This window comes from Arthrobacter sp. B055-34 (assembly GCF_059090425.1).
On the sequence record NZ_JBNHFQ010000008.1, the window covers coordinates 96,511 to 122,342 of the forward strand.

25 protein-coding genes are annotated in these 25,832 nt (G+C 63.8%); 14 read left to right on the forward strand and 11 right to left on the reverse strand.

The features are described from left to right. Positions 1–25: 25 nt before the first annotated feature. The 6 genes from AC5RWO_RS15790 (at position 26) to AC5RWO_RS15815 (ending at position 6,936) form a co-directional block, all read left to right on the forward strand. Entirely contained in the window at positions 26–925 is a 900-nt protein-coding gene (locus AC5RWO_RS15790; protein ID WP_498732462.1) for a PaaX family transcriptional regulator, read from the forward strand. 171 nt (positions 926–1,096) lie between these two features. Next, positions 1,097–2,554, forward strand: a complete 1,458-nt coding sequence (locus AC5RWO_RS15795; RefSeq protein WP_498732464.1) for a M20 family metallopeptidase — start codon at positions 1,097–1,099, stop codon at positions 2,552–2,554. A 58-nt stretch (positions 2,555–2,612) separates the two neighbouring features. Beyond that, the gene (locus AC5RWO_RS15800) at positions 2,613–3,920 is read left to right on the forward strand and encodes an MFS transporter (protein WP_498732465.1); all 1,308 of its coding nucleotides are present in this window, start codon (positions 2,613–2,615) and stop codon (positions 3,918–3,920) included. 67 nt (positions 3,921–3,987) lie between these two features. Further along, positions 3,988–4,869: a tryptophan 2,3-dioxygenase gene (gene kynA / locus AC5RWO_RS15805; protein WP_498732466.1), complete on the forward strand. Its 882-nt coding sequence runs from the start codon at positions 3,988–3,990 to the stop codon at positions 4,867–4,869. Beyond that, on the forward strand, positions 4,866–6,098 hold the full coding sequence (locus AC5RWO_RS15810; protein WP_498732467.1) for a kynureninase: 1,233 nt from the start codon (positions 4,866–4,868) through the stop codon (positions 6,096–6,098). The genes kynA and AC5RWO_RS15810 overlap by 4 nt, the downstream gene beginning before the upstream one ends. Positions 6,099–6,129: 31 nt before the next feature. Next, positions 6,130–6,936, forward strand: a complete 807-nt coding sequence (locus tag AC5RWO_RS15815) for an alpha/beta hydrolase (protein WP_498732469.1) — start codon at positions 6,130–6,132, stop codon at positions 6,934–6,936. Between the two features lie 98 nt (positions 6,937–7,034). Here AC5RWO_RS15815 and AC5RWO_RS15820 read toward each other — a convergent pair whose 3' ends face one another. Beyond that, positions 7,035–7,973 carry a LysR family transcriptional regulator gene (locus tag AC5RWO_RS15820; protein ID WP_498732471.1) on the reverse strand — a complete coding sequence of 313 codons (939 nt, stop codon included), beginning with the start codon at positions 7,971–7,973 and terminating at the stop codon, positions 7,035–7,037. 277 nt (positions 7,974–8,250) lie between these two features. Continuing rightward, positions 8,251–8,667: a RidA family protein gene (locus tag AC5RWO_RS15825; RefSeq protein ID WP_498732472.1), complete on the reverse strand. Its 417-nt coding sequence runs from the start codon at positions 8,665–8,667 to the stop codon at positions 8,251–8,253. Between the two features lie 139 nt (positions 8,668–8,806). On the opposite strand from AC5RWO_RS15825, the gene AC5RWO_RS15830 reads away from it, so the two are divergent. The 6 genes from AC5RWO_RS15830 to AC5RWO_RS15855 all read left to right on the forward strand — a co-directional run bounded on the left by AC5RWO_RS15830 (position 8,807) and on the right by AC5RWO_RS15855 (position 16,652). Continuing rightward, entirely contained in the window at positions 8,807–9,664 is an 858-nt protein-coding gene (locus tag AC5RWO_RS15830) for a fumarylacetoacetate hydrolase family protein (protein WP_498732474.1), read from the forward strand. A 32-nt stretch (positions 9,665–9,696) separates the two neighbouring features. Continuing rightward, positions 9,697–10,179 carry a cupin domain-containing protein gene (locus AC5RWO_RS15835; RefSeq protein ID WP_498732475.1) on the forward strand — a complete coding sequence of 161 codons (483 nt, stop codon included), beginning with the start codon at positions 9,697–9,699 and terminating at the stop codon, positions 10,177–10,179. Then, entirely contained in the window at positions 10,176–11,072 is an 897-nt protein-coding gene (locus tag AC5RWO_RS15840) for an acyl-CoA thioesterase (protein ID WP_498732477.1), read from the forward strand. Before AC5RWO_RS15835 ends, AC5RWO_RS15840 begins: the two co-directional genes overlap by 4 nt. Positions 11,073–11,119: 47 nt before the next feature. Further along, the gene (locus AC5RWO_RS15845; RefSeq protein WP_498732479.1) at positions 11,120–12,775 is read left to right on the forward strand and encodes an AMP-binding protein; all 1,656 of its coding nucleotides are present in this window, start codon (positions 11,120–11,122) and stop codon (positions 12,773–12,775) included. A gap of 13 nt (positions 12,776–12,788) precedes the next feature. Then, positions 12,789–15,179: a bifunctional salicylyl-CoA 5-hydroxylase/oxidoreductase gene (locus tag AC5RWO_RS15850; protein WP_498732481.1), complete on the forward strand. Its 2,391-nt coding sequence runs from the start codon at positions 12,789–12,791 to the stop codon at positions 15,177–15,179. Positions 15,180–15,296: 117 nt separating this feature from the next. Next, a complete protein-coding gene (locus AC5RWO_RS15855; RefSeq protein ID WP_498732483.1) occupies positions 15,297–16,652 on the forward strand; it encodes an MFS transporter in 1,356 nt (451 codons plus the stop codon). A 94-nt stretch (positions 16,653–16,746) separates the two neighbouring features. Here AC5RWO_RS15855 and AC5RWO_RS15860 read toward each other — a convergent pair whose 3' ends face one another. Next, positions 16,747–17,640, reverse strand: a complete 894-nt coding sequence (locus tag AC5RWO_RS15860) for a LysR family transcriptional regulator (protein ID WP_498732485.1) — start codon at positions 17,638–17,640, stop codon at positions 16,747–16,749. Between the two features lie 106 nt (positions 17,641–17,746). On the opposite strand from AC5RWO_RS15860, the gene AC5RWO_RS15865 reads away from it, so the two are divergent. Beyond that, positions 17,747–18,808 carry an MBL fold metallo-hydrolase gene (locus AC5RWO_RS15865; RefSeq protein ID WP_498732487.1) on the forward strand — a complete coding sequence of 354 codons (1,062 nt, stop codon included), beginning with the start codon at positions 17,747–17,749 and terminating at the stop codon, positions 18,806–18,808. Between the two features lie 16 nt (positions 18,809–18,824). Beyond that, the gene (locus AC5RWO_RS15870; RefSeq protein ID WP_498732489.1) at positions 18,825–20,237 is read left to right on the forward strand and encodes an MFS transporter; all 1,413 of its coding nucleotides are present in this window, start codon (positions 18,825–18,827) and stop codon (positions 20,235–20,237) included. 80 nt (positions 20,238–20,317) lie between these two features. Here the strand turns inward: AC5RWO_RS15870 and AC5RWO_RS15875 are convergent, their stop codons facing one another. From AC5RWO_RS15875 to AC5RWO_RS15910, 8 genes are all read right to left on the reverse strand, one after another. Beyond that, complete coding sequence (locus tag AC5RWO_RS15875; RefSeq protein WP_498732491.1) at positions 20,318–20,665, reverse strand: nuclear transport factor 2 family protein; 348 nt, start codon at positions 20,663–20,665, stop codon at positions 20,318–20,320. 81 nt (positions 20,666–20,746) lie between these two features. Further along, positions 20,747–21,052, reverse strand: coding sequence for a hypothetical protein (locus tag AC5RWO_RS15880; RefSeq protein WP_498732492.1), 306 nt, complete (start codon positions 21,050–21,052; stop codon positions 20,747–20,749). Continuing rightward, a complete protein-coding gene (locus AC5RWO_RS15885; protein ID WP_498732494.1) occupies positions 21,052–21,267 on the reverse strand; it encodes a tautomerase family protein in 216 nt (71 codons plus the stop codon). The genes AC5RWO_RS15880 and AC5RWO_RS15885 overlap by 1 nt, the downstream gene beginning before the upstream one ends. Before the next feature lie 9 nt (positions 21,268–21,276). Beyond that, positions 21,277–22,758: an aldehyde dehydrogenase gene (locus AC5RWO_RS15890; protein WP_498732495.1), complete on the reverse strand. Its 1,482-nt coding sequence runs from the start codon at positions 22,756–22,758 to the stop codon at positions 21,277–21,279. Then, a complete protein-coding gene (locus AC5RWO_RS15895) occupies positions 22,751–23,503 on the reverse strand; it encodes an alpha/beta fold hydrolase (RefSeq protein ID WP_498732497.1) in 753 nt (250 codons plus the stop codon). Before AC5RWO_RS15895 ends, AC5RWO_RS15890 begins: the two co-directional genes overlap by 8 nt. Before the next feature lie 2 nt (positions 23,504–23,505). Further along, entirely contained in the window at positions 23,506–24,057 is a 552-nt protein-coding gene (locus tag AC5RWO_RS15900) for an amino acid synthesis family protein (RefSeq protein WP_498732498.1), read from the reverse strand. Continuing rightward, positions 24,054–24,683, reverse strand: coding sequence for an amino acid synthesis family protein (locus AC5RWO_RS15905; RefSeq protein ID WP_498732500.1), 630 nt, complete (start codon positions 24,681–24,683; stop codon positions 24,054–24,056). The genes AC5RWO_RS15900 and AC5RWO_RS15905 overlap by 4 nt, the downstream gene beginning before the upstream one ends. Continuing rightward, a complete protein-coding gene (locus AC5RWO_RS15910) occupies positions 24,676–25,794 on the reverse strand; it encodes an LLM class flavin-dependent oxidoreductase (protein WP_498732501.1) in 1,119 nt (372 codons plus the stop codon). The genes AC5RWO_RS15905 and AC5RWO_RS15910 overlap by 8 nt, the downstream gene beginning before the upstream one ends. Positions 25,795–25,832: the final 38 nt, after the last annotated feature.

Below are 25,832 nucleotides of genomic sequence, written 5' to 3' on the forward strand. Positions count from 1 at the left end.
AAGTTAGGCCCAAATGAAAGCACGAGTGGAAGAAACGAGGGCGCCGATTGTGATTGCTGTTCCTGCGCCGCCACTGCGGCACCAACAGCTCATCCTCACCATCTATGGGCTCTACGGGCGTCGAGGAGGCGGGGCGCTGCCGATTTCCGTGCTGATTGACATGCTTGGGGATCTGGGCCATGACGCCCCGGGCGTGCGTTCGGCGGTTTCCCGGTTGAAGGCGAAGGGCGTGCTCAGCAGCGTCAAGGCCGGGGGTGTCGCTAAATACGAACTGACGCCACGTTCGCTGGAAATTGTCAACGAGGGTGATGAACGCATCTTCTCGCCGTACAGGGGAGAACCAGACCACGATTGGGTGTTGGCGATATTTTCCGTACCGGAAACTATGCGCGACCGCCGCCACCAGTTGCGCACCGAGCTGATCCGGCTCGGATTTGGCTCGATGGCCGCCGGCGTATGGATTGCCCCGTCCGATGTCCGCGAAGGTGCCCAGCGGCGGCTGGCTGCACGTGGCTTGGCCGAGTATGTGGAATTCTTCACGGGGGCTTATTCCGCAGAGGGCGACATGCGGGCAAAAGTGGCGCGGTGGTGGGATTTGGAAGCCTTGAGCGCCCAGATTTCGGAGTTCATGGAGCACTACCGGGACGCACTGGCGCAATGGAAGGAGGAAGTCGGGGAGGACCCGGAGGCCGCGCTCGCCAACTCTTCGCCGGAGCTGCGCCGCGACGCCTTCCGCTACTACGTCCCGATGCTGACGCTGTGGCGGCGCCTGCCTTACAGCGATCCGGGACTCTCCTTGGAGCATCTGCCGGCGGGCTGGCAAGGGCCTGACGCAAGACGGATCTTTTTCGGGGTGCACCGGTTGATTGCCCCGATGGCTGAGGCCCACGCAATGTCTCTGGTGACGAAAGCAGAGGCGGCTTAGCGACGATGCATCGCGGGCCTTGAACGCACGGGCGCAGCGCTCCTTGCAAAAGTGGAAAACTGGTCTCTAACTTGAGCCTGCTGCAACCGCCTTTGAGCGTTCGAATTTCGGCAATGCGAGCTTGACAAATTGAGACTGGTTATCCCGGATTGCCGCCCGTAAGGTCGAACCATGATGAGATCTACTTCACAGGAATCGACCGTTGCTCCCGGAAGTCTTGACGGGATGCTGCAGGAATATTTTGAGTCCGGTGATTTCTTTGCAGAACTTTCCGACCTCGTGGGCTACCAGACCGCGAGCCCCACTTCGGGAGCGGGCGTTGCCGTAAATGCATACCTGGAGCAAGGCGTCGCCGCTGTTCTCGAAGAGATTGGTTGCACTTGGCGCCTTGTCGAGAACGATATACACCCCTCAGCTCCATTTCTGCTGGCCCACCGTTTCGAAGACGAGGACCTGCCCACCGCGCTGGTCTACGGTCACGCCGACGTGGTCGAGGGGCAGTCGGACCGGTGGAGTGATGGTCTCAGCCCATGGGAACTGACGGCGATAGGAGATCGTTGGTATGGGCGCGGGACGGCTGACAATAAGGGCCAGCACCTTCTCAACCTAGCGGCGCTGCGCATGCTCGTCAGGCAGCGCGGGCAGCTCGGGTTCAACCTGACCGTCCTCATCGAAAGTGGCGAGGAAGTGGGTTCACCAGGACTCGCTGAGTTCGCCCTTTCCCATAGGGACGAGTTACAGGCCGATGTTTTCATCGGTTCCGACGGGCCCCGTCTCGACTCCCAGGTCCCCACCCTTTTTCTGGGGGCCCGTGGTGGCGTCAGCATAGAGCTCGAAGCGGATCTGCGTGCCGGACAGCATCACTCCGGTAATTGGGGCGGGGTGCTGCGCAATGCCGCTACCACCGTTGCCGGTGCCGTCGGTACATTAGTGAACGGCCATGGCCAGATCACCTGCGAAGCTCTCCTGCCACCACAGTTGTCGGATTCCGTCCGGTCCGCATTGGCTTCGGTCAACGTCAGTGCCTGCGGCGACGGATCTTCACCAGATGACGACTGGGCGGACCGCAGCCTCTCACCTGCGGAACGCTTGTTCGGCTGGAATACGGTGGAGGTTTTGGCACTCGACGCCGGGAACTCGCAGAAACCCATGAATGCCATACCGGGACGAGCCAAGGCCGTCCTGCAGCTGCGTTTCGTCGTGGGTACTGATATAGAAAATCTTTCGAGGAGAGTAAGGGAGCATCTGGACGCTCATGGTTATTCCATGGTCCACGCCAATATTGGCACTCCTTTCCCCGCCAGTCGCACTGATCCCGACCACCCTTGGGCCCGTTGGGGAGCGGAGTCATTGCGCCGAGTGGTCGGCGATAAACTCGCCGTCCTGCCCAACATCGGCGGCTCCCTACCCAATTACATCTTCACCGACATCCTTGCCATGCCCACACTGTGGGTGCCGCACTCCTACCCGGGCTGCAATCAGCATGCCCCGGATGAGCATCTTCTCGAGTCGGTGGCCCGGGAGGGCTTGGCCATGATCATGGCTTTGTTTACTGACCTCGGGACTCCGGGGCAACATCCGTCCCCGTCCTCGCCTGCGCTCAACAAAACAACCGCTCTGCATCCCTAACTGCCGTCCTCCTGCCGACGCCATCTCGTCGCGGCAGCCGAAACCTCGGAGATCGCACATGTCCAGCACAACTTCCAGCATGACAACGCCCCCAATCACGGGAAGGCATCGTACCCGAGCCATAGCGGCTGCCACGATCGGCAATGCTTTGGAATGGTTCGACATCGCCATCTACGCGTTGTTCGCCGTCTATATAGGCCAGAACTTTTTTCCGGCAACCGACCCCGGCGTGGAATTGATCCAGACCTTCGCCGTCTTCGGTGTCTCCTACCTCATTCGTCCCTTGGGGGGCCTCATCCTCGGCGCCTATGCCGACAAACATGGGCGAAAGGCTGCTTTGGTGTGGACCATCCGTCTGATGGTTGTCGGAACCGCGCTCCTGGCGGTCATGCCTAACTACGACTCGATCGGCATTCTTGCGCCGATCGGAATCATTTTGGCCCGGCTGATCCAAGGCTTCGCGGCCGGCGGTGAATTCGGTGCCGCCACGTCCTTCCTGGTGGAACAGGATGGAGAGAAGGGCAGCAGGCGCGGCTTTTTGGGCAGCTTCCAGTTCGCCAGCCAAGGTTTGGCGACTCTGCTCGCGGCCTCCTTCGCGGCGGGCTTGACCGCGCTGCTGTCGGAGGAGGACATGGTCTCCTGGGGTTGGCGCCTGCCGTTCGTGTTCGGGCTGCTCGTCGGTCCGGTTGGGTACATCATTCGCCGCTATGTCGACGAATCTCCGTCCATCACTGAAAGCACGGCGACGTCTGAAGAAGCTGATATTACTCCTGTCCGGACGCTGTTTCGCCGTCACTGGGGCGGTCTCCTGATCGCCGCCGGCGTGCTCGTAGTTTCCACCGCCCTGAACTTCATCCTCCAGTACCTGCCAACCTTCAGCATCAAGCAGTTGGGGCTGGATGCCTCGCTGTCGTTCGTGGCTCTGATGATCACCGGTGCAATACTCACTTTCCTCACCCCTGTCATCGGTGCCCTTTCCGACCGCTCAGGGCGAATTGCCATCATGCTTCCGGCGGCCCTGCTGATCGGCGCGTCGGTAATCCCGATGTTCGCCTGGCTTGTTGCCCGGCCTTCGTTCGGAACCTTGGTATGGGTCATGATCATCCTCGGCACGCTGAAAGCGGTGTACTTTGCGGCACTGCCATCTGTCATGGCCGATGTCTTCCCAGTCCGTTCCCGCGCCATCGGACTGGCCTTCAGTTACAACACGGCGACGGCGGTCTTCGGCGGGTTCACCCCGACTATCGCAGCTGCGCTAATCACTCTCACCGGACAACAGATTGCGCCCGGGTACTACCTGGCAATTGTTGCATTGTTGAGCATCACAGCCCTGCTGGCCGCAGTACGCTTCCGGCGCGTGCGGTAAGAGGATTCGCTGAACCGGCGGATCTTCCCAGGACCACCCCAAACACGCTTCTTACCAGGAGATCAACATGACCAACGGTTTGCGCAATATCGAAGCTTCGGTGCGCACCGACTTCCACGGCCAAATGTCCTACGGCCGCTACCTTGAACTGGACCGGATACTCGAAGCCCAGCACCCCCGGAGCGCTCCTGCCCACCATGACGAGATGCTGTTCATCATCCAGCACCAGACCAGCGAGTTGTGGCTCAAACTGGTTCTTCATGAGCTGCGCGAGTCTCGCAGGCTGCTGGAGGAGGACGATCTCGGCAAGGCACTCAAGTGCCTGGCCCGGGTCAAGGCGATCCAGCGCACGCTGACCGAACAGTGGTCCGTCCTTGGCACTCTGACTCCCCGCGAATACGCCCAGTTCCGGGACTCCTTGGGCAGCTCATCAGGATTCCAGTCCTACCAGTACCGGGCCGTGGAGTTCATCCTCGGCAACAAGCACCGGCAGATGCTTGAGGTGTTCAAGAGCGAGCCCCAAGCGTACGAACTGCTGGCCGGGCTGCTGAACGAACCCACTCTCTACGACGCGTTCCTGCGTTCCCTCGCCCGCGCGGGCTACTCCGTCCCCGAGGATGTCCTTCACCGTGATGTCACCCAACCCTGGGTGTTTAGGGAGGACCTGGTTCCGGTTTTTCAACAGGTCTACGAGTCCGATGACACGCCCTGGGGCGTCTACGAAGCCTGCGAGGACCTGGTTGACCTTGAGGACAACTTCCAGGCCTGGCGGTTCCGCCACTTGCGTACCGTGCAACGAACCATCGGATTCAAGACCGGGACAGGAGGATCTTCCGGTGTGGACTTCCTCAAACGGGCACTTGACCTCACGTTCTTTCCGGAGCTTTATGCCGTCCGCACAGAAATCGGCGCCCCTGCCGTCCCCTCGTTCGCCAAGGATCACTCATGACGTCAGCCACAACCGTTATCCCCGCCTCCGCTTTGGACGCCGCTGATCCGCTGGCGCACTTCCGCGCCCGCTTCCTGAAGCCAAAGAACGGGGAAGTCCGCGCCTATCTTGATGGCAACTCGCTGGGGCGCCCCCTGGCCGTGACACCGGGTCAGTTAGAGGACTTTATCGACACTCAGTGGGGCGAACGGTTGATTCGCAGTTGGGACGAGTCCTGGATGCAGGAACCGGTCCGACTGGGAGACCGCTTGGCGCACGTGGTCCTGGGTGCTGCCCCTGGCCAGACCATCGTTGCGGATTCCACTTCGGTAATGCTCTACAAGCTTCTCCGGGCGGCGATGGGTGGCAGGCCGGGACGCAGCGAAATTGTCCTCGACCGGGAGAATTTTCCCACCGACCGGTTCATCGTCGAAGGTATCGCCGCCGAGCTTGGGGCCACCATCCAATGGATCCAGCCGGGCTCCACAGGTGGTGTGCGCCCCGAAGACCTCATAGACGTCGTCTGCTCCCGCACTGCGGTAGTTCTTCTGAGCCACGTCGCTTACCGCTCGGGATTCCTCGCCGATGCCGCAACGATAACCGAAATCGTTCACGAAGCCGGCGCGTTGATGCTGTGGGATCTTTGCCATTCAGCGGGGGCAGTGCCCGTGCATCTGGACGAATGGGGCGTGGACCTCGCCGTCGGCTGCACCTACAAATACCTTAACGGGGGTCCGGGAGCACCGGCCTTCGGCTATGTTAGTGCCGGCCTGCAGCAGCAACTTCAACAACCCATCTGGGGCTGGATGGGGGCACACGACCCCTTCGGCATGTCACGCGACTACCGGCCCGCTGAAGACGTACGCCGCTTCCTGACAGGTACCCCGCCCATCCTCGCCATGCAGCCGCTCAGGCATATGGTCGAGCTCATCGCCGAGGCCGGTCTCGAGGCCGTACGGGATAAATCGGTACTGCTCACTGAACGGGCAATCGCGCTAACGGACGAGATACTCACCCCCCTTGGAGTAGAACTGGCCAGTCCGCGGGACCCGGCCGTGCGCGGTTCGCATGTGACCATTGACCATCCACGCTTTCGCGAGGTGGTGGCTACCCTGTGGCAGCGGGGAGTCATCCCGGATTTCCGGCCGCCGCATGGTCTGCGCATTGGTCTGTCGCCGCTGAGTACATCCTTCACAGAGCTTCAGGTCGGGATCGAAGCGATCCGGGACTGCTTGAAGGAAATGCTCTGAAGGCTGGCGCCCCTCTCGATAGGACAAGGACGTGCATAACAATTATCAGGCAACGCCTCAGCGGCTGGCCTACGGGCCTCATGCCGACCAATGGGGAGATCTCTATTTCCCGAACCGGGATACTCCTCGGGGGACCGTCGTGGTGATCCACGGCGGTTACTGGCGGGACAAGTACACCGCGGAGCTAGGCGCCCCGATTGCAGAAGACCTCGTGTGCAGCGGCTTCATTGTCTGGAACCTGGAATACCGGCGGGCAGGCACCGACGGCAAGATCGGTGCCGGCGGTTGGCCGGCGACGTTCGAGGACATTGCCGCTGGAATCGACCACCTTGCGGAGCTGGTTCCGGGGTACGGGCTGGACTTGAGCCGGGTTGCCGTTTTGGGGCACTCGGCGGGCGGCCATCTGGCTGTCTGGGCAGCCGGCCGCCACACTCTCCCACCGGGCGCGCCTGGGGCAGCGCCTAAAGTCCGGCCGTCCGGGGTAGTGAGCCAGGCGGGCCTGCTTGATCTGGCTGCAGTCGAAAAGCTTGCGCTGAGCGACCGTGCGGCGGTCAACCTCGTGGGAGGGACGCCTGACGAACTCCCCGAAGCTTTCGACGTCGCAGACCCGATGAAGGCGTTGCCCATCGGAGTGCCGGTCCTGGCGGTTCAGGGCACGGAGGACGTGGACGTCCCGTTCGACCAGTCGGCCAACTACGCCAGGGCCGCCCGTGCTGCCGGAGACCCGGTCGAGCTGCACGAGGTCACGGGGGACCACTTTGACATCATTGATCCGTCCCACAAGGCCTACCGCTGTTGCCGACGCCTGCTGGAGCGGCTCCTGCCGGACACATCGTAAAGTTCTCCCCTCCTGTCCCCGCCGCGCGCATCAACGACCGCAAGGCGGAAAGCAGCGTCCATGGCGGACGGTGCCTGCAGCCACTGCGCGCAGCAGTGCTACTCGCCGGCCACTTTCCTCGCCGCGGCCGGATCAAAAGTTGCAGATTTTTCAAGTTCAGCAATGAGCAGCCGCAGGAATTCAAGCACGACCGGTGGCTGCCACTTTCCCGGCGGAGTCTGCAATTGGGCACTGCGCTGCCCGAAGACATAGTGGGCGACCGGCACATGTACAAGGTCGTCATCGGGCCGGTGGGATCCGAGTTCACTGATGAATCCCACGCCCTCACCTGTCCTGGCGAACTCGTAGATGGGCCCTACCCTGCTGCATTCAAAGGCCACCACGAGCTGGAGCCCCTCGCTGCGTGCTGCTGAGTCGAGAAGCTCCCGTTGACTTGTGTCGCGCATAGGCAGCGCCAACGCATGATCGGCCAAGTCCGCGAGCGTCACCGACTGGCGGCCCGCCAACGGGTGGTTGGCGGCAACCACCGCGTGCAGCGGCCAGGTCGAGGAATGTTCTATGCGTACCCCTTCCTGATGCCCCACGGAATATGTCGCAGCAACGTCCACCAGCCCTTCACGCGCCATCCTGGTGGCCTCGTGGTTGCTGACAACGTGCAACTTGAAGGATGCAGACGGGTGGATGCGGCGCAACTGGGCCATGGTTACCGGCAGGAGTCGGTGGGCAAAGCCCTCGGTCGCGGCGACACTGATCTGTTGAATTTGTCCTGCACTGCCGGAAGCGATGGAAGCGATTAAGGAACGCGTCTCTATTTCGGCACGGCGGACATAGGCCAATAAACCCTCACCCGTTTCCGTCAACTGCATGCCGCGGGCGTGCCGGTGAAACAAAGGTGCTCCCAAGGAATGTTCCAAATTGGCAATCTGGCGGCTGATGGCCGAGGGCGCAACGTGCAGCGCCAAGGCGGCCTCGGATACCGACCCCGTCCTGGAAACCTCTGCGAAGTAGTGCAGGTTCGTGGGCAGAAGGGAGACCACTGCACCATCCTCCTCTTTTTGATTGCATCGGCGTCCTGACGCGCGTTCACCCGGAACCCGCGTCCGGGCGCCTTGACAAGAATCAAGACTTGCACGAAACCGGTCCCGCGAGAAGCCCGGCCAAGCCGGTGTGCGCGGCAGGAGAGGCCCGCCGAGTGCGCCACCAACAGGCCGAATTCATGAACCACGTTTGCCGGTCTGAGGAAGGGCTCAGTCACGGAAAAACAGCGGGCCGTTGGAAGAATGCTCCGATGGACCGCTGTTCGGCTTCCGGTTTCTAGGCTTCCGGGATGACAGCGATGCCCTGGATCTCGATCATGGCTTCCTTCTGCCAGAGCCGGCTCACACCGATTCCCGCCATCGCGGGATATTCGGAGCCCGCCATCTCGCGCCAGAGGCGGCCGATCTCCCGGCCGTTGGCCATGTAGTCGTCTACATCGGTGAGGTAGATGGTCACGCTGACCAGGTCCTCCGGGGAGCCGCCCGCCTCTTCAAGTGTGGCCAGGACGTTCGAGAAGGCCTGGCGGAACTGCTCCACAATGCCGCCCGGCACGATGTTCATGTCCTTGTCCAAGGCTGTCTGGCCTCCAAGGAAAACTGTGTTCCCCGCAAGGATGCCGTGCGCGTAACCGGACGGTTTCGGCAGGGACTCCGGGTTGATGGTGCGTTTGCGCGCTGTTGTCTGGCTGCTCATTTTCTGCCTCCTTGGCATCGGGCTATCCAATCGAAGATTTTCGAAAAACCTCTAGTGCAGATCCTTTCGACCGTGCTAGCTTGAGCATATGTGACGGCCGTAAAAAAGTCGACACATCGAATCAAAGGAGACCGAAAGCATGAAATTGGCCACCGTGCGCAGCGGCGCATCGACAACGACGGCGGCAGTCCAGGTTGGTACCGGTGCCTTCCTTCCGCTCGGCGCGGCGAACGTCGGCGCCCTTCTAGCCGATCCGTATTGGCGGACCAAGGCAGGGGAGAGCATCCGCACTGCTCCCAAGTCCGCGGTCTTGAGCGTTCCGGAATCCGGGCTGGCGCCGCTGCTCCCGCAGGTCGGCAAGGTGATCTGCTGCGGGCTGAACTACGGCGACCACATCCAGGAAATGGGCCGGGAACTGCCGGAATATCCCACGCTGTTCGCCAAGTTCGCCGACACGCTGGCGGCGCCGACGGCCGAGCTGACCGTGCGCGGGAGCGATCGGGTGGACTGGGAAGCGGAACTGGCCGTGGTGGTCGGCGGAACGATCACCCGGGCGAACGAGGCCGAAGCCGAGGCTGCGATCGCCGGCTACACGGTGGCGAACGACGTTTCGATGCGGGACTGGCAGAACCGGACCCTGCAGTGGTTCCAAGGCAAGGCTTTTGACGCCACCACCCCGGTGGGACCGGTCCTGGCCACCGCCGACGAATTCGACGGCAGCGGCTTCGAGGTCCGCGGCTACGTCAACGGTGAACTGGTGCAGCAGGGCAACACGCGGACGCTGGTTTTCGGGCCGGCGCGGTTGCTCTCCTACATTTCGCAGTTCACGACCCTCCGTCCCGGGGATCTGGTCCTGACCGGCACGCCCGGAGGAGTGGGAATGGGCATGAAGCCACCGCGCTTCCTCGCCGACGGCGACGTGATTACCACCGAAATTGACGGCATCGGACGCCTGGAGAACAGGGTCCTGATCCACGAACTCGCTTTGAACAACTGAACTGGCACTGAACAACCGAGAAGGAGCGCAGCATGACCGAGACAGCCATCCAGTACCGCACAGAGGGCGACAACTCCATCTACGCTGGAACCGACGGCAAGGTGGTCCCCGTGGTGACCCGCGCGGGTAGCGAAGACACCAACACAGCCCAATCCGGAGACTGCGTACGCATCTCCGGCGTCAGCATCCAGCACACTCCGGCCACCAAGATCTGGTTTGGCCAGGTGTCCAACGTTCCCGGATACCGCTCGCTGCCGCATCACCACGGCGAGGCCGAGACGGGCGGCTACGTTCTGCGCGGCCACGGCCGCATCTATTTCGGCGAGGACTACACCGAGTTCATCGATATGAAAGCCGGCGACTGGGTCTTCGTGCCGCCTTTCATGCCGCACGTTGAAGCAAACATGTCAGTGACCGAAGAGTTGGTCTGGCTGACCGCCCGCACCCCGGAAAACCTTGTGGTGAATCTCGACGATGTTGCCGACGAGACGCTGGAAGGATACCGCCGGGCATGAACACCATGACGGGCACCCTCACCGCCGAGACCTTCCTGCGCGCCATCGAACTGCAGGCCGTGGAACCGCAGGTCTTCGACGAGGCCTACGAGGCAACCACGCAGTACGTACCGTGGCCCAAGGCCTACGGGGGAGACATGGTCGCGCAGTCCGCCGCGGCGATGATGCGCTCGGTCGGCGCGGACCGGCAGCTGCACTCGATGCACAGCTACTTCATGCGTCCGGTCGACATCGGCGCCGTGGTCCGCTACGAGGTGGAGCGGCTGCGCGACGGCCGCGGCTACTCCACCCGCAGCGTCCGCGGCTACCAGGGCGGCAAGACCGTGTTCGCGGCCATGGGCTCGTTCCAAGTTCCTGAGGACGGACCGGACTTCCAATCCGCGATGCCGGCAGCGGTGGAGCCCGAGTCACTGCGCAGTGCGGCCCAGGCGCTGGACGGCGTCGACGGTGATGCCGCCGCCTACTGGTCGGCCGGCCGCAGCTTCGACATGCGCCATGTCCCCGGTCCGGTGTACGTGCAGGTCGAGGGCGAACAGGCGCCGCAGCAGGCAGTCTGGGTCAAAGCCTTCGACCGCCTGCCCGACGGCCCGGATGAGCAGAGCACCGCAGACCTGCACCGTACCGCATTGGCATATGTCTGCGACTACACCATCCTGGAACCGATCCTTCGGGTCAAAGGGCTGCACTGGTCGCAGCCCGGACTGTCCACAGCCAGCCTCGACCACTCGATGTGGTTCCACCGCGACGGCCGCGCCGACGACTGGGTGCTCTACGCCCAGGAGGCACTCTCCGGCCAGCGCAACAGGGGCCTGGCCACCGGCCGGTTCTTCGACCGGTCCGGCCGACTCCTGGCTACCGTTGCCCAGGAAGGCATGATCCGCGCCGGCAACTGACCCTCACCGGTCACCATCCGCTTCATCCAGCATTCGAAAGGAACGCCATGGAACTATCACCATCGGCGCACGTGGATACCTTCACACGCGATAACCTGCCGCCGTTCGAGCAGTGGCCGGTCCTTGAATTCACCCTCGATGAACTGCAGTATCCGGACCGCCTCAACGCCGCGACGGCCCTCATCGACGAGGCAGTCGAGGCCTTCGGTCCCGACCGGCCCGCGCTGCACACCCCCGAGGGAGAAACCTGGAGCTACGGCCGCCTGAAGCAGCGCGCCAACCAGGTAGCCCAGGTCCTGACGGAGGACCTCGGCGTGGTCCCGGGCAACCGCGTACTGCTGCGCGGACCGAACAATCCCTGGCTCGTGGCGGCCTGGCTCGGCGTACTCAAGGCCGGGGCCGTGGTTGTCACGACCATGCCGGTACTGCGGGCCAGCGAAGTCGCCAAGATCTGCGAACTGGCCTGCCCCGTGGTGGCCATTTCGGACCACCGTTTTTCCGCCGACCTGCACGGTGCTGTGGGCGCAGGCACCGCCGTCGTTACTTACGGAGCCAACGACGACGGCGACCTCACCGTCCGTTGCGACGCGAAGAGCGGACGCTTTGAGGATGTGCGGACGGCGGCGGATGATGTGGCCCTGCTCGGACCGACGTCGGGCACCACCGGCACGCCGAAAATTACGATGCACTTCCACCGGGACATCCTGGCGAACGCCGACACCTTCGCGCGGCATATCCTCAAGCCCACCGCCGAGGACGTCTTCGCCGGTTCGCCGCCGCTGGCCTTCACGTTCGGCCTCGGTGGGTTGGTGGTCTTCCCGCTGCGCTTCGGTGCCTCGGCGTTGCTGACCGAACGGGCCACGCCGATGGATCTGGCCCGGCAGGCCGCTGCCGCCGGTGCCACCGTGCTCTTCACGGCGCCGACGGCCTACCGGGCCATCCTGAAAGAGGGCCGGGGTGACTTGCTCAAGAACCTGCGCGTCGCGGTCTCGGCCGGCGAGCATCTGCCCAAGGAAACCTGGGAAGCGGTGCACGAGGCCACGGGACTCTCGCTGGTCAACGGCATCGGCGCCACGGAAATGCTCCACGTGTTCATTTCCGCCGCCGGAGACGATATCCGCCCGGGCGCGACCGGCGTTGCCATCCCGGGGTTCCGCGCAACGATCTTCGACGAGGACGGCAACGAGGCCGCTCCGAACGAGCCCGGCCGGCTGGCCGTGATCGGCCCGACCGGCTGCCGTTACCTGAACGACGAGCGCCAGCTGAACTACGTTCACAACGGCTGGAACGTCACCGGCGACACGTTCGTGCGCGATGAGGAAGGGTACTTCTACTACCAGGCCCGCTCCGACAACATGATCGTCTCTTCCGGCTACAACATCGGCGCCCCCGAAGTCGAAGCCGCGATCGACCAGCACCCGGACGTGGTGGAGAACGCCGTTATAGGCCGGCCCGACCCGGAACGCGGCAGCGTGGTCTGCGCATTCATCGTGCTGCGCGACGGTGTTGCAGCCGATGCAGCCAAGCGCAAAGAAATCCAGGACTTCGTCAAGGCGACCATCGCGCCGTACAAGTATCCGAGGGACGTGCGGTTCGTGACCGAACTGCCCCGCAATCCCAGCGGCAAGCTGCAGCACTTCAAATTGCGCGCTGCCGTCTCGGAAGAAATCACAGAATTAGCCGGCGCAGGCCAAGGCCGCTGAAAGGACAATGAAAATGAAGATCGCAATCGTCGGAGGCGGCCCGGGCGGCCTGTACTTCGGGGCACTGATGAAGCAGCTGGATCCGGCACATAAGGTGACGGTGTGGGAACGTAACGCCGCCAGCGATACCTTCGGTTTCGGCGTCGTTTTTTCAGACGAAACCTTGGGCGGGATCGGCAACGCCGATCCGGTGGTGGCTGACTACATGAGCCGCCGGTTCGCCCGCTGGTCGGACATCGACATCCACTTCAAGGACGAGACCATTACGGTGGGCGGCCAGGGCTTCGCCGCGATGAGCCGCAAGGAACTGCTGGAACTGCTGCAGCGCCGCAGTATTGAACTCGGCGTGGACGTGCGTTTCTCGACAATGGCCCCGCCAGTGGAAGAACTGGAAGCCGAATACGACTTGGTGCTTGCCGCGGACGGGGTGAACTCCCAGATCCGTGCGAAGTACGCGGACTCCTTCGGACCCAGCCTGGACCCGCGGCCCAACAAGTTCATGTGGCTGGGCACGGACCAGGTGTTCGAGGCCTTCAAGTTCTTCGTCAAGGAGACCGAGTTCGGGATCATGCAGATCCACGGCTACCCGTACTCGGACGCCGGATCCACCTTCATTGTCGAGATGCACGAAGACGTCTGGCATGCCGCCGGCTTCGACGAGACCGCCAATGACGTCTTCCCGCCCGGCGTCTCGGACGAGAAGGCGATCGCCAAAATCCAGGAGATCTTCGCCGAGGAACTTGCCGGCCACGACGTGCTGGCCAACAACTCCAAGTGGATCAACTTCACTACCGTCCGCAACCGCAGCTGGCGGCATAACAACGTCGTCCTGCTCGGCGACGCCGCGCACACCGCACACTTCTCCATCGGCTCCGGTACCAAGCTGGCCATGGAAGACTCCCTCGCACTGGCCGCCTGCCTGCATGAGCACGCGGACCTTGAATCAGCACTCGCCGCTTACGAGACCGAGCGCCGGCCGGTAGTCGAATCCACCCAGCGTGCCGCCCAGGCTTCGCTGGAATGGTTCGAGCGCATCGGCCAGTACAAGGACCAGGAACCGACCCAGTTCGCGTTCAACCTGCTCACCCGCAGCCGCCGCATCACCCAGGACAACCTGCGGCTGCGCGATTCCGAATTTGCCGACCGGGTGGACCGCCAGTTCGCCGAGTCCCAAGGCCTGACCAAGGTAGCACCTGCCATGTTCCAGCCCTACCGGATCGGCGGGCTGGAGCTGAAGAACCGCATCGTGGTCTCGCCCATGGACATGTACTCGGCTACCGACGGCGTGCCCGGGGATTTCCACAAGGTACACCTGGGCAGCAAGGCCCTCGGTGGCGCCGGGCTCATCATGACCGAAATGGTGTGTGTTTCCGCAGAAGGGCGCATCACTCCTGGCTGCACCGGTTTGTACAACGATGTTCAGCGGGACAGCTGGAAGGAAATAGCAGGCTTCGTCCACGGCAACTCTTCGGCCAAGATCGGTGCCCAGATCGGGCATGCCGGACGCAAGGCGTCCACCCGGCTGATGTGGGAAGGCATCGACGAACCGCTCGAGTCCGGCAACTGGGAAGCGGTGGGCCCCTCGGCACTGCCGTACGGGCAGGGCAGCCAGACGCCGCGCGAGATGGACCGCGACGAAATGGACCGGGTGAAAGCGGACTTCGTAGCCGCCGCCCGCCGAGCCGACGAAGCCGGCTTCGACCTGCTCGAGGTACACGCGGCCCACGGCTACCTGCTCTCGTCATTCCTGTCCCCGGTAGCCAACAAGCGGACCGACGAGTACGGCGGCAGCCTTGAAAACCGGCTGCGGTACCCGCTGGAGGTGTTCGACGCCGTGCGCGCCGCATGGCCGGCACAGAAACCGCTCACAGTCCGTATCTCCGCGACCGACTGGATCGACGGCGGCAACACCGTCGATGACGCCGTTCAGATCGCCAAAGCCTTCGCCGCTCACGGCGCCGACGGTATCGACGTCTCCACCGGCCAAGTGGGCAAGGAAGAAAAACCCGCTTACGGCCGCAGCTACCAGACCCCGTATGCAGACCGGATCCGACAGGAAGTGGCCGAACCGGCAGGGATCGCAGTGATCGCCGTCGGCGCCATCTCCTCGTACGACGACGTCAACTCGATCCTGCTCGCCGGACGCGCGGACCTGATCGCACTGGGCCGTACGCACCTGTATGACCCGCAGTGGACGCTACACGCCGCCGCAGAGCAGGACTACAAGGGTCAAGGCGCGGAATGGATCCCGCAGTTCCGGGCCGGACGGCGTAAGCCGCCGAGCTCGCGTACCGACGCGGTCCGGCCCCGGCTGTCCCTGCTGCGTGAGACCGAAGACGAGCTGGCCAACGCCCACCTGCGGTGGCGTCCCGCGCGTAACGCGGAGCCTGCTTTGGTCAAGTAGTTCCCGCAGGGAAGCGGGTTCAGGTAAACATGGGTGGCGGGACAGATCCTTATGATCCGTCCCGCCACCCGAGCTCAGCAATACCAACCTCCCTTCAAGAAATGAAATGAGAAACATGTGGCAACGACGCCCATAAATGATTGGAACGTACCCCCGCGGACAACCCGCCTGGTGCTTTTTTGCTGCTGGCTGGCGATCCTGGCCGAAGGCTACGACGTCGGTGTCCTCGGCGCCGTCCTGCCCGCGCTGGCGGAATACCGCGCCTGGGACCTTTCGCCGCTGGAACTCGGCGGCCTCGGCGCTTACGCCCTGGTAGGAATGCTGCTCGGCGCCCTCTTCATCGGCACGCTTAGTGACTTGTTCGGCCGCAAGAAGATGCTCCTGCTCTCGATGGTCATCTTTACTTTGACCCAAGCCGGTGCAGCCATTGCACCCACACCGGAGATCTTCGGCCTTTTCCGCTTGATCGGCGGGCTGGGCATGGGCGGCGTCATCCCCGTCGCAGCTGCCCTGACTATCGAGTACTCAGCGCCGAAGAAACGCTCCTATAACTATGGCGTCATGTACTCGGGGTACTCCCTCGGCATTGTTGCCGCAGCCCTGGTTGCAATGTTCCTGTTGCCGACAATCGGCTGGCGTTGGGTAATCGCCTTCGGCGCGCTCCCCGTAGTTCTGCTTCCGATTATCGCCAAGCTGTTGCCCGAGTCGCTGGATTATCTGGAGGCCAAGGGCAAGCGCCCTGAAGCCGACCGGCTGGCAGCACGGCTTGGAATTGCACCTTACATTCCGGCGGTAACCGCTCCCACGACGAGTGGGGCCTCCGCGGAACCATGGTGGCGGACCATCACCGCGATGTTCTCACCCCGGTACCTGCGTTCCACTGTCTTCTTCTGGATTTCCCTGTTCTGCGGCATGGTTCTTGTCTATGGCCTGAACACCTGGCTGCCGTCCATCATGAAATCCGCCGGTTACGACCTGGGCTCTTCGCTGACCTTCCTGTTGGTCTTCAGCCTCGCCTCGGCGGCAGGTGGACTCGCCCTCGGCCGGGCTGCGGACAAGTACGGGCAAAAGCTCATCCTCGTTGCCTTCTACCTCCTGGGCGGCGGCGGCATCCTGCTGCTGATGTTCCCGGGAAATATGGTGGTGAACCTCGTATTCGTGGCCTTCGCCGGCATCGGATCCATCTCGACCTCTCTGGTCCTGACCGGCTACATTGCCGATTACTATCCGGCAAAGGTGCGTGCCACAGCCACCGGCTGGGCGCTGAGCTTCGCTCGAATTGGTGCTATCTGCGGGCCGTTGATCGGCGGCTGGATCGGCAGCGCGGCTTTGCCGTTCGAGTGGAACTTCATCATTTTTGCTGCCATCGCCGTGCTGGCGGCATCCGCAGTGGCGCTCATCCCGAAGCGGCGGGAAGCGCAGCCGGAACTGGCGGTAGCCGGTGATGAAACGGTTGGCGTAACGGCTAACTAAAAGCTGCCAGGCCGGGAAGACGAACTTGTGCTTCCCGGCCTGCTGGCACGCGTCTGTGCCGCTAGTGAGTGGCGGCCAATTTGCCTCCTCTGCCCTAGTTTTCCCAGTGCGCGTGCAGCGCCGCCAGCGCCTCATTGACTAGCGCGCTCCGCACAACTCCCGCGGGCAAGGCGGCCAACACCGAGTTTGTCGGCACGTCCCCGGACAGTTGCCGGAACACCAACGGGCGGCCTTCCGGGCTCAGCGGCGATGGCTGCATCAGCAGCGAGTAGGCCAGATTGCGCCCCACCACGTTGTGGATGGCCTGGACGCTGGCGGAGCGCCACCGCACCAATGGCTCCACTCCAGCCCTGGCAAACTCGGCCATAGTCCGCTGGAGAGCCGGCTCTTCGTCGATCAGTATGGCAGGATACTGCGCCAACTCTGCCAAGCTCACTTTGTCCTTGGCGGCCAGCGGATGATCGGGGCTGAATACCACCTGCCGCTTCGCCTCCATGAGCAACTCGGGCGAGCAATCAGGCATCAACTGGGCTTCGTAGAGTACACACAGCTGGGCCCGACCCGCCAGCATTGCCTCCTGTATGTCCGGCCCGGCGCCCTCGATAAAATCCAGTTCCACCTGGGGATGCCGTGCCGTAAACCAGTCCACCAGAGGCGGGATGGCGTGCATAGCCAGCGTCCGGAACACGCCGATCACCAGCCTGCCGGACAGTTCGCCGTGCACTCGGTCCACGGCGGCGGCCAGATCGGCGATTTGTTCAGCTACCTGGCGTGCACGGGTGGCGACAGTCTGCCCCTCGGCCGTGAGCGCCATGCCCTTGCCTCGCCGGCGGATGGCGAGTGTTGCGCCCACGGCCTCCTCCAACTGGGCCAACGCCAGGCTCACGGCCGCCTGCGAAACATTGCAGCGCTTGGCCGCCTCGGTCACCGACTGCGTTTCCGCCACGGCCGCGAAGTACTCCAGCTGGCGGAGGGTGATCTCCTTCATAAGCTCTCCTTGTAGGTCTCGTCAGTTATTGTAGTTCGACAAATGTGATCCGCCACACCATCCTCGAAGAAGGAACAATTTCGCCCCTTTGGAAAGGACCGGCCCCGTGCAGCATCAGGCGCCCTACGTGATCACCCTCGGCACCGCCGGCGGACCCCGCTGGTGGAAGGACCACCAGGGCGCGCCGCGCTTCGGCATAGCCACCGCCGTCGTCGTCAATAACACGTGGTACCTGGTGGACTGCGGCCAGGGCGCGGGCCGCCAGGCCAATGCGGCTGGCCTCGACATGGCGGATCTGGGCGGCATTTTCATCACGCATATGCACTCGGACCACACGGTGGACCTGCCCTCGCTGCTGCTCTTCGGGGCGTTCGAGCTGAAGAACTCTCCGCGCGGGCCCATCCCCATTGTTGGTCCGGGGGACCGGGGTAAGCTGCCGCCGCTCTCGCCCCGCGCCACCTCCGTCCCGGCGCCCGTCGCGCCGCTGCGGCCGACGCCTGGCGTTGCGGGGCTGGTGGAGGGTCTGCTCGGCGCGTATGCCACGGACTGCAACGACCGGATTTTCGATTCGCTCGCCAAGAGTCCGACCGAGCAGTTCGAGCCGCGGGAGATCACCTTGCCCGCGGGCAGCGGCTTCGATCCGGACACCAACGTCGCCCCGGAAATGGAGCCCTTCGAGGTGTTCCGGGACGCGAACGTTACCGTGAGCGCCATCCTGGTTTCGCACCACCCGACGGCGCCCGCCTTTGCCTTCAGGTTCGATACCGAGGCCGGCTCCGTGACCATCTCGGGCGACACCGCCCCCTGCACCAACATGGTGCGCCTGGCCAGCGGCACGGATCTGCTGCTGCACGAGGCAATCAACCTGGAAATTCTCGCCCGCCAGTACTCGGACGCGGAGATGCTCCAGGCCACCATGGACCATCACCGCCGCGCCCACACAACTGCCGCGGAGGCCGGCCAAATTGCGTACGACGCCGGTGCGCGCCACCTTGCGCTGCACCATCTGGTTCCGAGTTATTCACCACCGGAGGCCTGGGCCGAGGCCCGCTCCACCTACAACGGGACCTTGAGCATCCCCGATGATCTCGAGGTCATCCCTTTCGGCCGCCACGACACCGAAGTGCTGGCCACGCCCGTCACCGCCGGCAGCGCAGCCGCCCGGTAAAGATTAAGGACACGTCATGACCACTCAACCGCAGAATCCGGTTGTGCCCGGCGGAAGCTATACCGCGGGCCCGCGCGAAATGCGCAGGATCCTCTTCTCCAGCTTCCTGGGCACCGCCGTCGAATATTACGACTTCATCCTCTACGCAACCGCCGCCGGCATTGTATTCAACCAGGTGTTTTTCGCCGGTATGGACCCGAACCTGGCAATCCTCGTTTCCTTCGGCACCCTCGCCGTGGGGTATATCGCCCGTCCGTTGGGCGGATTTATCTTCGGCCATCTTGGCGATCTGCTGGGGCGCAAGGCAATCCTCGTCGGTACTGTCCTGATGATGGGCATCGCGTCCACGCTCATCGGCCTGCTGCCGACGAGCGAACAGATCGGCGTCTGGGCTCCCATCCTGCTGGTTGCACTCCGCCTGTTCCAAGGCATCGCCGTTGGCGGCGAATGGGGCGGGGCGATGCTGCTGGCCTTTGAGAACGCGAAGAAAGAGTCCCGTGGATTCGCGTCAGCCTTCGCCTACATGGGCGCACCTGCCGGCACCATCCTCGGCACACTGATGCTTTCGGCGATGACAACGCTGCCGGACGGACAGTTCCTGGAGTGGGGCTGGCGGGTGCCGTTCGTTCTCTCGGCTGTACTGATGGGACTGGCGATCTTCATCCGGATGCGCGTCTCGGAGTCCCGGGTCTTCAAGGAAATCTCGGCGAAGAGCGAGGCAAAGAAGAAGCGTGTTCCGGCAGCCGAGCTGTTCCGCGAGCATCCCAAGTCACTGCTGATCGCCGTGGGCGCCGGGCTCTCCGGCCAGATGGCACAGGGCCTGATGGGTGCCTGGGCTATTTCCTACGCGGTGCAGCAGGCCGTGCTCGCACCGGGAGAGGTGCTGAACCTCAAGGCCCTTGGCGGCGTCAGCACGATCGTGATGATCATCATTGCCTCCAAGCTCTCCGACCGGCTGGGCCGCCGCAAGGTTCTGATTTGGGGCAACATCGGCGCCATGCTGCTGGCCTTCCCCGTCATGTCCCTGCTGGAAATGGGCTCAACCGTGGCGTTCATGCTCGCGATCTTCCTCGGGCTGTCAGCTGTCCAGGGCTTCACCTCCGGGCCCTACGGTGCTTTCGTGGGCGAGCTGTTCCCGACGTCGGTACGCTATTCCGGCACCTCCATCGGCTACCAGCTGGCCTCCACCCTGGGTGCCGGTTTCACGCCATTGATTGCGACGGCGCTGGTAGTCGCCGGCGGCGGGTCCCTGTGGATGGTGGCGTGCCTCTGGATAGCGTTCTCCGGCATGAGTCTGGTGGCCCTGCTTGCGGCGAAGGACCGGTCCGGCCAGGATATCCAGCAGCTGGACGAGCCTGCGGCGGCAGCGGCCCCAGAGACCAGCACTTCCATACAGAACGAAGGCGAAACAGCGGCTGTACGGATCTAAGAACCCGTAGCTGTACGCGGGCGGCCGGGAAGATGCACCTCCTCCCGGCCGCCCGCGCGCGTCGTACTCGACCCGTGCGGTCAGTCGCTGGGGAACTCCATGACACGCCACTCGTCGATCAAGCCGTCCCGGACGGATACCTGCCACAGGGCTGGGCCATTCAACTCCGGGACGCTGCATTCAGAACGGCCCAGCACTTCCACCCGTCCGTTCGCCACGGCCCGCACGTCGTCAAAGACGTTGCGGTAGTCCGGAAAGGCCGCGAAGAACTGGCGCCAGGCTTCGATACAGGCGTCCTTGCCTTCGATCGTTGCACCTGACGTATCAATGAAGCGGTGGGTCGGCGACATTAGCGCGGCTAGACCATCGACGTCCCGCCGGTTGATCGCGTCGTTGAAGGCCCGCACAATATCTTCATCGTCCAGCATGCGACAAAGAGTACTGGAGAAGCACAAGGGCCGGCCGGGACGATAGGTTCGTCCCGGCCGGCCCTTGGTTCCTCAACTCATCTACGCCACATGCTCCAGATGGGCGCGGACCCTGGTGCCGTCCTTTTTGAGCCAGCCTCGCTTCCCGGCATACGAGATCATCCCGTCGAAGCCCTCGCTCCACTGGGACAGTTCGGCAGGCCCACTGCGGCGAAGCCTCTCCACATCCAGCCAGGCATGGTCGCCTTCCACCGCTCCTAAGCCGCTGGCCTGCAGGGCGGCAGTAATCCCATCCACGTCCATGCCGTGAGCACGCACAGCAAGCTCGCGGAGGTTTTCAACGTCCTGCACGGATGTGTCCTCGGCAGACTGGACCTCCACATACATCAGGAACCCTCCTGTTCTAGCGCTGCCTGCTGCCGTTCCGATATGGTCTGGTTTCCCTTCGACCAAAGCGTGGTCGGAACCTCACGGATAATCACCGTAGTGTTTTCTGGAAGCGCGCCGACGGATTCTTCCGCGGCCCGGTGCAGGGCAGCGGTCAGTTCCCGCAGCTGCTCCGGCGTGCGGCCCTCGGCTATGGACACATCAATCAGTGGCATTCTTTTCTCCTATGCGCGCATGACGAACGGGTCCGCTACGGGGCCCTCATCGGTGTTGATCCAGACGCTCTTCAACCGCGTGTATTCGTGCATGGACTCCAGCCCGTGCTCGATGCCCACGCCGCTGTTCTTGAATCCCTGCCGCGGCGACATCGGCGACATCGCGCGGTAGGTGTTGACCCAGACGGTGCCGGCTTCCAGACGGCGGCTCATCCGGTGCGCCCTGGCCAGGTTCTGCGTCCAAACGCCGGCCGCGAGGCCGTACTGCGTGTCATTGGCCAGGCGCAGGACCTCTTCCTCGGAGTCGAAGGGCATGATGGCCGCGACCGGTCCGAAGATCTCCTCGCGGACCACGCGCATGGAATTATCGACGTCGGTCAGGACAGTGGGCGCGTAGAAGTAACCGGGCAGATCAATCTCGGGCCGGCCGCCGCCGGTCAGTACCTTGGCGCCTTCCGAGACGCCCAGTTCGACGTAGGAGCCGACCTTTTCCTGCTGGGCAGCGAACGCCAGCGGACCGAGTTCGGTGCTGTCCTCGCGGGGATCGCCGATCACGATGCTCTTGGCCCGCGCGGAGACTTTCTCCAGCAGCTCGTCGTACACGGACCGGTGTGCGAAGACGCGGCTGCCGGCAATGCAGGTCTGGCCGGCCGCGGCGAAGATGCCTGCCACCACTCCCATGGCAGCGTTCGAAATATTGGCGTCTTCGAACACAATGTTCGGGCTCTTGCCGCCGAGCTCCAGAGTGCAGCCGATGAAGCGGGCTGCCGCGGAAGCCGCGATGGCGGAACCGGTGGCGGTGGAACCGGTGAAGGAGATCTTGGCAATCTCCGGGTGGTCCACCAGGGCGGCGCCGGCCTCGGCACCGAGGCCGGTGACAACGTTGATCACGCCGTCGGGGAACCCGGCCTCGACGGTCAGTTCGGCCAGCCGCAGCACAGTGCGGGACGTGTATTCGGACGGCTTGATGACCACGGTGTTGCCGGCAGCCAGCGCGGGGGCAAGCTTCGACGTCGTCAAGGTCAGCGGCGAGTTCCAGGGGGTGATGGCCCCGACCACGCCGAGCGGTTCGCGCTGGGTGTAGTTGAGGACGGCGGGATTCATCGTCGGAATCTGGCTGCCCTGCACCTTGTCCGCCAGTCCGGCGTAGTAGTACAGGTACTCGGGCAACGTTGCCAGCTGCCCGCGCATCTCGCGCAGCAGCTTGCCGTTGTCCGCGGTTTCCATCTGCGCCAGTTCCTCGGCATGCTCGCCGACGAGGTCTCCCAGCTTGCGCAGGAGATGGCCGCGCTTGGTCTGGCTCAGGTCACGCCAGAGCGGACTCTCAAAGGCGGCGCGGGCAGCGCGGACGGCCGTATCGACATCGGCCTTGCTGCCGCGGGCGGCCGCGTAGAGGACCTCGAGGGTAGCCGGGTTGCTGCTCTCGAAATAGGCGCCTTCGGCCGGGGTGGCCCATTTGCCGTTGATGAAGTGCTCGTATTGGCTAGTCATGGATATCTCGACTCGATTCTTCGATGAACTCGATGATGATGCGTGCCAGTTCCGCCGGGCGCTGTACGGGAAGCATGTGCCGGGTATTAGGTACGACGGCGGTGCGTGCCCCGGGAATTGCCTCGCCTAAGCGCCGGGTCATCTCCGGCGTGGAGCCCGGGTCTTGGTCTCCGGTCACGGCCAGGGACGGCACCGCGATGGTCCCAAGCTCGGCCCCGATTTCGGCGTCGGCTGTGGCAAACACGCGGTACGCGTGAAGGTAGGAGCTCGGATCGTTGGCCAGCAGCGTCCGGCGGACGCCGGCCACCGTGGCCGGATCCGTGCCGGCATCGGCCGGGAACCAGCGCTCGATGGACGCCTCGACGCTCCCGGAGAAGTCCGCGGAGGCATTCTGCAGCCGGGCATCCACGGACTCAGCCTCCTGAAGTGTCCGAAGGCAGACCGAACTGACGCTGGTGAGGGTGGCCACCCGCTCCGGATGGAACCGGGCCAGATGCTGGGCGATCAGCGCCCCCAGCGAAAACCCTACAAGGTGGGCTCGCGCTGGGAGCCGGTTCCCGACGTCGTCGGCCAGGTCGCCAAGCGAAACTTCCCGTTCCAGCGGCGGCCGGCTGCCGTGGCCGGGCAGATCCAGGGCAAGGACCTCACGGTCGCTGGTCCGGCGTATTTCGTCCCGGAACTGGTCCCACATGGTGCTGTCCAGCCCCACACCGTGGAGCAGGACGATGGGCAGTTTCGCATCCATGGTTACTGTTCCGTTGACAGGGCTGCCAACCGCTGCTGCGGACGGCCCTGGGATGCGGCGGCGAGGGCGATGACGATCTCGCCCGGGTGCGGCGCATCGGCCAGACGGACCTCAATGCTCTGGTGGTGCGAGCGGATGGTCGCGTCGGTGATGTGCTTGAGCGGGATATCGAACGTGACTCCGGCCGGTCCGCGCTTTTCCACAGCAGGCAGCAGGGTGGTGGCGTTGGCCGCGTTGCGGAAATGGTCGCCGAACTTCAGCGTGTGGATCAGGGCCGAACCATGCTCGATCTCGCCGTCCAGGCCGACGATCGCGGCCTTGCCGTACGCTTCGACGTTCCCGCCCAGAGTCTTGACCACACGCGGTGCGAGCAGTTCGCCGATGTCGGACGCTACCGCGTCGATGCCGGCGCTGAGGTCTTCGACGAATCCCTGTCCGTGCCAGGGGTTCTCGATGATCGCGGCGACGACGACGACACGGGCGTTAGGTTCGACGGGCCGGCCGCCCTCGGTGAGAGTCTCTTCAACCAGGGTGACGATCTTGCGGACGTTCATACGGTGGCTCCTTCAAGCGTGCGGGAAGTTACTGCAGGGTCTGTTTTGCGGTCGCCGATTCTGGCGTGCGGACGGGGTCCGGTTGAGGCCGCGGCAACGACGACGATCTCGTCGGGCCGGGGCCCGTCCGGAATCCGGGCGGTAATGGTCTGGTAGTGGCTGCGGGTTGCCGCGTGGGTCTTGTGCCACATCGGCACGACCAGCGGTTGCCCGGCTTCGGCCCGGTCGTCGGCGAAGCAGATGATGGAGGAGCCGTCGAGGTACTCCCGGACGAGGTTGCCAAAGAACGGAGTGTGGATCAGTGCACCGGCGTGCTCGATCTCGCCTCCGGTTCCGACGATGGCGGCTTTGCCGAAGGCTTCGATCTCCTCAACACCGCCGAGTCCGTCAATCAGACGGTCGGTCAGCGCCTTGGCGATGTGCGGAGCGATCCGCTGGGCCTCGGGTCCCAAGTCGATGTCCGGTCCGGTGCCTTTCCATGGGTTGGTAATAACAGCGGCTGCGGTGGCACGCAGGGCCGGCACCGGCGGCATGGACCCGTTCTCTACCAGAATCTCTTCCTGGTAGTAGACGATCTTCCGGATGCCGGCGGCTGCGTCGGGCCTGGGCTGCTCAATGCTAGTCAAAGTGGGGCTTCACTTTCTCGGAGAACAGCTCGAGGCTGCGCATTGCCTTCTCGTGCTTCAGGCCCGGGTGCGTGGTCCAGAGCATCATGTGCTCGAGGCCGACTTCGCGCTTCAGCTCGTGGATCTTTTCGGTGACGAATTCGGGCGTGCCGACTAGCATGTTGCGGTCCATCAGGAGGTCGAAGTCCAGCTTGTGCTCGTCGGTGAGCTCTTCGCCCTCTTCCATCAGGTTCGACAGGCCGCGCCAGTGGGTGATCCATTTGTAGGTGTTCAGGACCGCTTCCTCGAACTCTTCGCGGGCCTGCTCCATCGTGTCCGCCACGTAGACATCGCGGACCAGGGCGATGCCCTCGCCGAGCGGAACCTCGCGGCCCTGGGCCTTGGAAGCATGCTCGCGGTACAGCTCGAACCGGCCCTTGAGTGCGGACACGGGCGGCAGCCAGAAGATGCCCTGCACGCCGGTTTCGGCGGCGCTGATGATGGAGCGGGGTGTGTCGATGACCTGCCAGAGCGGGAGTTCGGGCTGCAGCGGGCGGGGAACCACCGCCATCTTCGTGATCTCCCCGTTTTCGGTGAAGTCCGGCGTGGCCGGCGAGAGCGGGTGGCTCCACTTCACACCCGGCGCGGGGAACTCGTAGAACTCGCCCTTGTGGCTGAAGAACTCGTTGTTCCAGGCCTTCTGCAGGATCTCCATGGTCTCGGCGAACAGCGCGCGGTTCTTTTCCTGGTCGCGCGGATCGGCCGCCGGGTTCAGGTTCAGTGCTTCGCGGCCATACAGACCCCGGCCCACGCCTACTTCGAGGCGGCCGTCGGAGAGCTGGTCCAGAAGGGCAAGATCCTCGGCAAGCCGCAGCGGGTGCCAGAAGGTGACGATCGAGGCGGCCTGGCCGATGCGGATATTAGAGGTGCGGGCGGCAATGTCGACACCCATCATGATCGGGTTCGGGGTCAGCTCCTGCCCCTCGTGCCCGAAGTGGTGCTCCGTGTACCAAGTGGACCAGAAGCCATACTTCTCAGCGGCTACCGCGAACTCGCGGGCGTCCTTCATATGCTGGTTGTAGTTGGCCAGATCGCCGGGGGCGCCGAGGCCGTGGAAAATCGAAAAGCGCATGGTTGGTCCTTTCAGGGTGGCTCAAAAATGGTCTAGCT

Coding starts and splice junctions, on each gene's coding strand:
- AC5RWO_RS15800 (WP_498732465.1), top strand. CDS start 2,613: ATGTCCAGCACAACTTCCAGCATGACAACGCCCCCAATCACGGGAAGG.
- AC5RWO_RS15810 (WP_498732467.1), top strand. CDS start 4,866: ATGACGTCAGCCACAACCGTTATCCCCGCCTCCGCTTTGGACGCCGCT.
- AC5RWO_RS15850 (WP_498732481.1), top strand. CDS start 12,789: ATGAAGATCGCAATCGTCGGAGGCGGCCCGGGCGGCCTGTACTTCGGG.
- AC5RWO_RS15880 (WP_498732492.1), bottom strand. CDS start 21,052: ATGTATGTGGAGGTCCAGTCTGCCGAGGACACATCCGTGCAGGACGTT.
- AC5RWO_RS15830 (WP_498732474.1), top strand. CDS start 8,807: ATGAAATTGGCCACCGTGCGCAGCGGCGCATCGACAACGACGGCGGCA.
- AC5RWO_RS15900 (WP_498732498.1), bottom strand. CDS start 24,057: ATGAACGTCCGCAAGATCGTCACCCTGGTTGAAGAGACTCTCACCGAG.
- AC5RWO_RS15910 (WP_498732501.1), bottom strand. CDS start 25,794: ATGCGCTTTTCGATTTTCCACGGCCTCGGCGCCCCCGGCGATCTGGCC.
- AC5RWO_RS15795 (WP_498732464.1), top strand. CDS start 1,097: ATGATGAGATCTACTTCACAGGAATCGACCGTTGCTCCCGGAAGTCTT.
- AC5RWO_RS15890 (WP_498732495.1), bottom strand. CDS start 22,758: ATGACTAGCCAATACGAGCACTTCATCAACGGCAAATGGGCCACCCCG.
- AC5RWO_RS15860 (WP_498732485.1), bottom strand. CDS start 17,640: ATGAAGGAGATCACCCTCCGCCAGCTGGAGTACTTCGCGGCCGTGGCG.
- AC5RWO_RS15835 (WP_498732475.1), top strand. CDS start 9,697: ATGACCGAGACAGCCATCCAGTACCGCACAGAGGGCGACAACTCCATC.
- AC5RWO_RS15825 (WP_498732472.1), bottom strand. CDS start 8,667: ATGAGCAGCCAGACAACAGCGCGCAAACGCACCATCAACCCGGAGTCC.
- AC5RWO_RS15885 (WP_498732494.1), bottom strand. CDS start 21,267: ATGCCACTGATTGATGTGTCCATAGCCGAGGGCCGCACGCCGGAGCAG.
- AC5RWO_RS15840 (WP_498732477.1), top strand. CDS start 10,176: ATGAACACCATGACGGGCACCCTCACCGCCGAGACCTTCCTGCGCGCC.
- AC5RWO_RS15895 (WP_498732497.1), bottom strand. CDS start 23,503: ATGGATGCGAAACTGCCCATCGTCCTGCTCCACGGTGTGGGGCTGGAC.
- AC5RWO_RS15870 (WP_498732489.1), top strand. CDS start 18,825: ATGACCACTCAACCGCAGAATCCGGTTGTGCCCGGCGGAAGCTATACC.
- AC5RWO_RS15845 (WP_498732479.1), top strand. CDS start 11,120: ATGGAACTATCACCATCGGCGCACGTGGATACCTTCACACGCGATAAC.
- kynA (WP_498732466.1), top strand. CDS start 3,988: ATGACCAACGGTTTGCGCAATATCGAAGCTTCGGTGCGCACCGACTTC.
- AC5RWO_RS15875 (WP_498732491.1), bottom strand. CDS start 20,665: ATGCTGGACGATGAAGATATTGTGCGGGCCTTCAACGACGCGATCAAC.